The organism is Pseudomonas sp. GM49 (assembly GCF_000282355.1).
In the GTDB taxonomy this organism is placed as follows: Bacteria; Pseudomonadota; Gammaproteobacteria; order Pseudomonadales; family Pseudomonadaceae; genus Aquipseudomonas.
Genome location: NZ_AKJL01000137.1, coordinates 1 through 7,090, shown reverse-complemented (window position 1 = coordinate 7,090; position 7,090 = coordinate 1). Strand labels below are relative to the sequence as shown.

The following is a 7,090-nucleotide window of genomic DNA, read 5'->3' as shown; positions in this document are numbered from 1 at the left end:
TGTCGGCTGCCACTCGCAGATGATCCGTCCGTTCCGTGCTGAAACCGAACGCTACGGCCACTACTCGGTCGCCGGTGAAAGCGTCTGGGACCACCCGTTCCTGTGGGGTTCCAAGCGTACCGGTCCGGACCTGGCCCGTGTCGGCGGTCGCTACTCCGATGACTGGCAGCGTGCGCACTTGTACAACCCGCGCAACGTAGTGCCTGAGTCGAAAATGCCGGCCTACCCGTTCCTCGTGGAAAACAAGCTCGACGGCAAAGACACTGCGAAAAAAATGGAAGTCTTGCGCACGCTCGGCGTCCCTTACACCGACGAAGACATCGCCGGTGCCAAGGATGCTGTGAAGGGCAAAACCGAAATGGACGCGCTGGTGGCCTATCTGCAAGGCCTGGGCACCATCATCAAAAGCAAACGGTGAATTAGATGGATATCGGGATGATTCGTGGCCTGGGCACCGTTGTCGTGATGGTGGCCTTCATCGGACTGGCACTGTGGGTGTTCAGTCCCAAGCGCAAGTCGGAGTTTGAAGACGCGACCTTGCTGCCTTTCGCGGATGATCCCGAAGCCATCAAGCACGTCGAGCAAGCTTCTAGGAGTAACAAAGAATGACTACATTCTGGAGTCTGTACGTCACAGTCCTCAGTCTCGGTACGATCTTTTCCCTGACCTGGCTGCTGCTGTCGACCCGTAAGGGCCAGCGCGCAGAGCAGACGGACGAGACAGTCGGGCACTCCTTCGACGGGATCGAGGAGTACGACAACCCGCTGCCGAAATGGTGGTTCATGCTGTTCGTGGGCACCATCATCTTCGCACTGGGCTACCTGGCGCTGTATCCGGGCCTGGGTAACTGGAAAGGCCTGCTGCCGGGTTACGGCTACCTCGACAACGAGAAGCAGACCCCGTTCGCCAACGGCCAGACCGGCTGGACCGGCGTTCACGAGTGGGAAAAGGAAATGGCCAGGTCGGACGCCAAGTTCGGTCCAATCTTCGCCAAGTTCGCCGCCATGCCAATCGAAGAAGTGGCCAAGGACCCGCAAGCCCTGAAGATGGGTGGCCGTCTGTTCGCCTCCAACTGCTCGGTTTGCCATGGTTCCGACGCCAAGGGCGCCTATGGCTTCCCTAACCTGACCGACGCCGACTGGCGCTGGGGCGGCGAGCCGGTAACCATCAAGACCACCATCATGGGTGGCCGTCATGCAGTAATGCCGGCGTGGACTGAAGTGATCGGCGAGCAAGGCGTGGCCGACGTGGCTGCGTTTGTCCTGACCAACCTCGATGGCCGCAAGCTGCCGGAAGGCACCAAGGCCGACCCGGTTGCCGGGCAGAAACTGTTCGCTACCAACTGCGTGGCGTGCCACGGTCCGGAAGGCAAAGGCACGCCAGCGATGGGCGCCCCGAACCTGACTCACCCGGCAGCGTTCATCTACGGTTCGAGCTTCGCTCAACTGCAGCAGACCATCCGTTACGGCCGTCAGGGCCAGATGCCTGCGCAAGAGCAACTGCAAGGTAACGACAAGGTTCACTTGTTGGCCGCTTACGTCTACAGCCTTTCTCATGGCGAGAAGGCAGCGGACGCCGAGTAAGGCAAACGCTTGATGCAATAAAAAACGGCCCCGCCAATGAGAATTGGCGGGGCCTTTTTTATGGTTCTTCACGCATCCCCGGGAAACTGCAGGAGCAGGCCATCAGAGAATTGATTCCGCCCGCACCTGAAAACCGTCCATAATTCTCAAGTCAATTGATTCAAGTCATTACACCATCAATTGATTTTGCCAAACGTGACCAAAGGTCGCACCCGCAGGCTAGAGCGACAGGCGTATCATTGAGCCACTGCAACACCCCTTTTTGACCCCGGTCGGCACGTACTGACCGAGGCACTTTTCCACTGCCGTGGGATGCAATGATGAGCAACCAGATTCCGGTACACGACGTCACTCCACCCGCCAGGAACGCGAACAACAGCGTCGACCTCTACGCCTCCAGAGAAAAAATCTACACCCGCGCCTTCACCGGCCTGTTTCGCAATCTGCGGATGACCGGCGGAGCCCTGTTGTTCCTGCTGTATTTCGGCACGGTGTGGCTGAACTGGGGCGGTCATCAGGCCGTCTGGTGGAACTTGCCGGAGCGCAAGTTCTTCATTTTCGGCGCCACCTTCTGGCCTCAGGATTTCATCCTGCTGTCCGGCATGCTGATCATCGCTGCGTTCGGCCTGTTCTTCATCACCGTGTACGCCGGACGGGTCTGGTGCGGCTATACCTGCCCGCAAAGCGTCTGGACCTGGATCTTCATGTGGTGCGAAAAAGTCACCGAAGGTGACCGCAACCAACGCATCAAGCTCGACAAGGCGCCGATGAGCGCCAACAAGTTCCTGCGCAAGTTCAGCAAGCACAGCCTGTGGCTGTTGATCGGTTTCGTCACCGGCATGACCTTCGTCGGCTACTTCTCGCCGATCCGCGAACTGAGCATCGAATTCTTTACCGGCGAAGCGGATGGCTGGTCGTACTTCTGGGTCGGTTTCTTCACCCTCGCCACTTACGGCAACGCGGGCTGGTTGCGTGAACAGGTGTGCATCTACATGTGCCCGTACGCGCGCTTCCAGAGCGTGATGTTCGACAAGGACACGCTGATCGTTTCCTACGACCCGCGCCGTGGCGAAAGCCGTGGCCCGCGTAAAAAAGGCATCGACTACAAGGCTCAGGGCCTGGGTGACTGCATCGACTGCACCATGTGCGTCCAGGTCTGCCCGACCGGTATCGACATCCGTGACGGCCTGCAAATCGAATGCATCGGATGCGCCGCCTGCATCGATGCCTGCGATGCCGTCATGGACAAAATGGAATACCCGCGCGGGCTGATCAGCTACACCACCGAGCACAACCTGTCCGGGCAGAAAACCCATAAACTGCGTCCGCGCCTGATTGGCTATGCCATCGTGCTGCTGGCAATGATCAGCTTGCTGGTGACGGCATTCTTCATGCGTGCGCTGGTGGGCTTCGATGTCAGCAAAGACCGCGTGCTGTACCGCGAGAACGCCGAAGGCCGGATCGAAAACGTCTACAGCCTGAAAATCATGAACAAGGACCAGCGCGACCATACCTACCTGCTCGAAGCATCCGGCCTGCCGGATCTCAAATTGCAGGGCCGACGCGAGATCAAGGTCGCGGCCGGCGAGATCGTCAGCCAGCCTGCCGAACTGTCCGTCGCGCCGGAAAAACTGCCGTCGAGTACCAACGAGGTGAAATTCATCCTCAAGGATGCCGATGACGACAGCGTCCACATTGAAGCCAAGAGCCGGTTCATCGGCCCACAAAATCGTTGAGAGAACAGAACATGCCCGCAGCAACTGCCGCAAGTCCCTGGTACAAGCACCTCTGGCCGTGGATCATCATCGGGATCCTGGCCTGCTCGGTGACCTTGACCTTGTCCATGGTGACCATCGCGGTGAAGAACCCGGACAACCTGGTCAACGACAACTACTACGAAGCCGGCAAAGGCATTAACCGCTCCCTCGACCGTGAGCTGCTGGCCCAGAACCTGAAAATGCGCGCCAGCGTTCATCTCGATGACGTGACCGGCGAAGTTGACCTGCGCCTGAGCGGCGACAGCCAGCCCAGGACCCTGGAGCTGAACCTGATCTCGCCGACCCAGCCGGAAAAGGATCGCAAGATCACCCTGAACCGTAGCGAAACCGAACAGGGCCGCTACATCGGCCAGTTGAGCGACAAGATCGAAGGCCGGCGTTTTGTCGAGTTGCTCGGCACTCAGGACGACCACATCTGGCGCATGTTCGAAGAAGAACCGGTCAGCCACGACAAGGATCTGCTGCTCGGTGATGAACCGTTGCAAGGTGCCGAAGACCTGAAGAAATAAAGCAGCGCTTCGCGCATCGCGAGCAAGCTCGCTCCCACAGTTGATCAATGTCGTGCACAGAATTTGCGTACACCAATGATCCCTGTGGGAGCGGGCTTGCCCGCGAAGAGGCCCTACTTGACGACAGAGATCCTGCGGCATTAATGAAAATCCCATGACCACCCCACTCCCCTGCTACCACTGCGCCCTGCCCGTCCCGGCCGGCAGCCGCTTCACCGCTGCGGTCCTGGGGCAAACCCGCGAATTCTGCTGCCCGGGTTGCCAGGCCGTGGCCGAAGCCATTGTCGCCGGCGGTCTGGAAAACTATTACCAGCACCGCAGCGAAGCCTCGGCCAACCCTGAAACGCTACCCGTGCAACTGGTGGATGAACTGGCGCTGTACGACCGTGCCGATGTACAGCAACCCTTCGTTCGCCACGAAGGCGAGCTCGCCGAAACCACACTCTTGATGGAAGGCATCAGCTGCGCAGCCTGCGGCTGGTTGATCGAGAAACACCTGCGAACCTTGCCGGCGGTGGCTGAAGCGCGCCTGAACCTGTCCAACCATCGACTGCATGTGCGCTGGACCGATGCGCAATTACCCCTGAGCCATCTCCTCAGCGAACTGCGTCACATCGGTTATGCCGCACACCCGTATCAGGCCGACCGCGCCAGCGAACAACTGGCCAGCGAAAACCGTCTGGCCCTGCGCCAGCTCGGCGTGGCCGGGCTGCTGTGGTTCCAGGCGATGATGGCAACCATGGCCACCTGGCCTGAATTCAACATCGACCTCAGCCCCGAACTGCACACCATCCTGCGCTGGGTCGCGCTGTTCCTCACCACCCCGATCGTGTTCTACAGCTGCGCGCCGTTCTTCAAGGGCGCCATGCGCGATCTGCGCACCCGTCATCTGACCATGGACGTTTCAGTGTCGCTGGCCATCGGCAGTGCCTACGTTGCCGGGATCTGGACTTCGATCACCGGGGTCGGCGAACTGTATTTCGATGCCGTCGGCATGTTTGCCCTGTTTCTGCTGGCCGGGCGTTATCTGGAACGGCGCGCCCGCGAGCGCACGGCCGCCGCGACTGCGCAACTGGTCAACCTGTTGCCCGCCTCGTGCCTGCGCTTGACGCCTGACGGCCAGAGCGAACGCATTCTGCTCAGTGAACTGCGTGTTGGCGATCAGGTACTGGTGCATCCGGGCGCCATTCTTCCGGCTGACGGCAAGATCCTCGATGGTCAGTCGAGTGTCGACGAGTCGCTGCTGACCGGCGAATACCTGCCGCAACCCCGCACCCTCGGCGATGCGGTCACTGCCGGCACCCTGAACGTCGAAGGCGCACTGACTGTCGAGGTTCAGGCCCTGGGTCAGGACACTCGCCTCTCGGCCATCGTTCGCCTGCTCGATCGTGCTCAGGCCGAAAAGCCGCGCCTGGCGGAAATCGCCGACCGCGCCGCACAATGGTTCCTGCTGTTTTCGCTGATCGCTGCCGCCGCGATTGGCCTGCTGTGGTGGCAACTGGATGCCTCGCGGGCGTTCTGGATCGTGCTGGCGATGCTCGTGGCGACGTGCCCGTGTGCATTGTCGCTGGCGACGCCGACCGCGCTCACCGCCGCCACCGGCACCTTGCACAAACTCGGCCTGCTGCTGACGCGCGGCCATGTGCTGGAAGGCCTGAACCAGATCGACACGGTGATTTTCGACAAGACCGGCACCCTCACCGAAGGGCGCCTGGCGCTGCGTTCGATCCGCCCCCTCGGCGCGCTCGACAACGACCAATGCCTGAGCCTCGCCGCCGCCCTGGAAAATCGCTCCGAACACCCGATCGCCCGGGCTTTCGGACGCGCGCCAATGGCAGCCGAAGAAGTCCACAGTACCCCGGGGCTTGGCCTTGAGGGGCTGGTGGATGGGCGACGCCTGCGCATCGGCCAACCGGGATTCGTCTGCGAACTCAGTGGCGCCGCGGTGCCGCCGATGCCCGAAGAAGCCGGCCAATGGCTGCTGCTGGGCGACGGCCAGGGACCGCTGGCCTGGCTCGTCCTCGATGATCGTTTGCGTGCCGATGCGCCCGAGCTGCTGGCCGCGTGCAGGGCGCGTGGCTGGCGCACGCTGTTGTTATCCGGCGACAGCTCGCCGATGGTCGCCAGTGTGGCGGCGGAGCTGGGCATCGATGAAGCCCGCGGCGGCTTGCGTCCGGACGATAAACTGCAAGTCCTGCAACAACTGCACAAAGAAGGTCGCAAGGTGTTGATGCTGGGGGACGGGGTCAATGACGTGCCAGTGCTGGCGGCTGCGGATATCAGCGTCGCCATGGGCTCGGCCACCGATCTGGCGAAAACCAGTGCCGATGCCGTGCTGCTGTCCAACCGCCTCGACGCCCTGGTGCAAGCCTTCAGCCTGGCACGGCGCACCCGTCGGGTGATTATCGAGAACCTGTTGTGGGCCGGGTTGTACAATGGCCTCATGTTGCCCTTCGCCGCCCTCGGCTGGATTACCCCGGTCTGGGCTGCGGTGGGCATGTCGATCAGTTCGTTGACCGTGGTGTTGAACGCCCTGCGCCTGACTCGAATGCCGAGCGCGCCCGCCCTCTCCACCACGCCAGAAACCCGCCCGCTGCCGGCCTGAGCCGCGCGGACATGGAGTTCAGATGCCAGCTCTTTACGTGATGATTCCCGCTGCGCTGCTGATCGTGGCCATCGCTGTCTATATCTTCTTCTGGGCGGTCGACAGCGGTCAGTACGACGACCTCGACGGCCCGGCCCACAGCATCCTGTTCGACGACCAGGACCCGAACCACACCGCCGCCGTCGATGAGGCCAGCGGCCAACCGGCCAAGCCGCAAGACAAGGCACCGCCCCATGCTTGAATTGGCGCCACTGCTGGTGTCTGCGGTGATCCTCGGCTTGCTCGGCGGCGGCCATTGCCTGGGCATGTGCGGCGGCTTGATGGGCGCGCTGACCCTGGCGATTCCCAAGGAACAACGCAGCCGCCGCTTTCGCCTGCTGCTGGCCTACAACCTGGGACGGATTCTGAGCTATGCCTGCGCCGGACTGCTGATCGGCCTGGCAGGATGGGCCGTGGCCAGCAGCCCGGCGGCGATGTTCCTGCGCATCCTCGCCGGCTTGCTGCTGATTGCCATGGGCCTGTACCTGGCCGGCTGGTGGAGCGGCCTGACCCGTATCGAAAGCCTCGGTCGAGGCTTGTGGCGGCATATCCAGCCAGTCGCCAACCGATTGCTGC

Annotated in this window: 8 protein-coding genes; all 8 read left to right on the top strand. The window is 61.7% G+C overall.

Features of this window, described 5'->3' with window-relative positions:
* Window positions 1-418 (top strand): cbb3-type cytochrome c oxidase subunit II (locus PMI29_RS16125; protein WP_007922409.1); only part of this gene is annotated, 418 nt, incomplete at its 5' end.
* 5 nt (window positions 419-423) lie between these two features.
* On the top strand, window positions 424-609 hold the full coding sequence (locus PMI29_RS16130; protein ID WP_003175465.1) for a CcoQ/FixQ family Cbb3-type cytochrome c oxidase assembly chaperone: 186 nt from the start codon (window positions 424-426) through the stop codon (window positions 607-609).
* Window positions 606-1,583, top strand: coding sequence for a cytochrome-c oxidase, cbb3-type subunit III (gene ccoP, locus PMI29_RS16135; protein WP_007997584.1), 978 nt, complete (start codon window positions 606-608; stop codon window positions 1,581-1,583). Before PMI29_RS16130 ends, ccoP begins: the two co-directional genes overlap by 4 nt.
* Before the next feature lie 320 nt (window positions 1,584-1,903).
* Window positions 1,904-3,319 (top strand): cytochrome c oxidase accessory protein CcoG, encoded by a 1,416-nt coding sequence (gene ccoG / locus PMI29_RS16140; RefSeq protein WP_007997583.1) that lies wholly within the window; start codon window positions 1,904-1,906, stop codon window positions 3,317-3,319.
* Window positions 3,320-3,330: 11 nt separating this feature from the next.
* Window positions 3,331-3,870, top strand: a complete 540-nt coding sequence (locus tag PMI29_RS16145) for a FixH family protein (RefSeq protein WP_007997581.1) — start codon at window positions 3,331-3,333, stop codon at window positions 3,868-3,870.
* A 154-nt stretch (window positions 3,871-4,024) separates the two neighbouring features.
* On the top strand, window positions 4,025-6,475 hold the full coding sequence (locus PMI29_RS16150) for a heavy metal translocating P-type ATPase (protein WP_007997579.1): 2,451 nt from the start codon (window positions 4,025-4,027) through the stop codon (window positions 6,473-6,475).
* A gap of 22 nt (window positions 6,476-6,497) precedes the next feature.
* Window positions 6,498-6,716 (top strand): cbb3-type cytochrome oxidase assembly protein CcoS, encoded by a 219-nt coding sequence (ccoS, locus tag PMI29_RS16155; RefSeq protein ID WP_007971444.1) that lies wholly within the window; start codon window positions 6,498-6,500, stop codon window positions 6,714-6,716.
* A partial coding sequence (locus PMI29_RS16160; RefSeq protein ID WP_007997576.1) for a sulfite exporter TauE/SafE family protein occupies window positions 6,709-7,090 on the top strand: 382 nt, incomplete at its 3' end. The genes ccoS and PMI29_RS16160, both read left to right, overlap by 8 nt.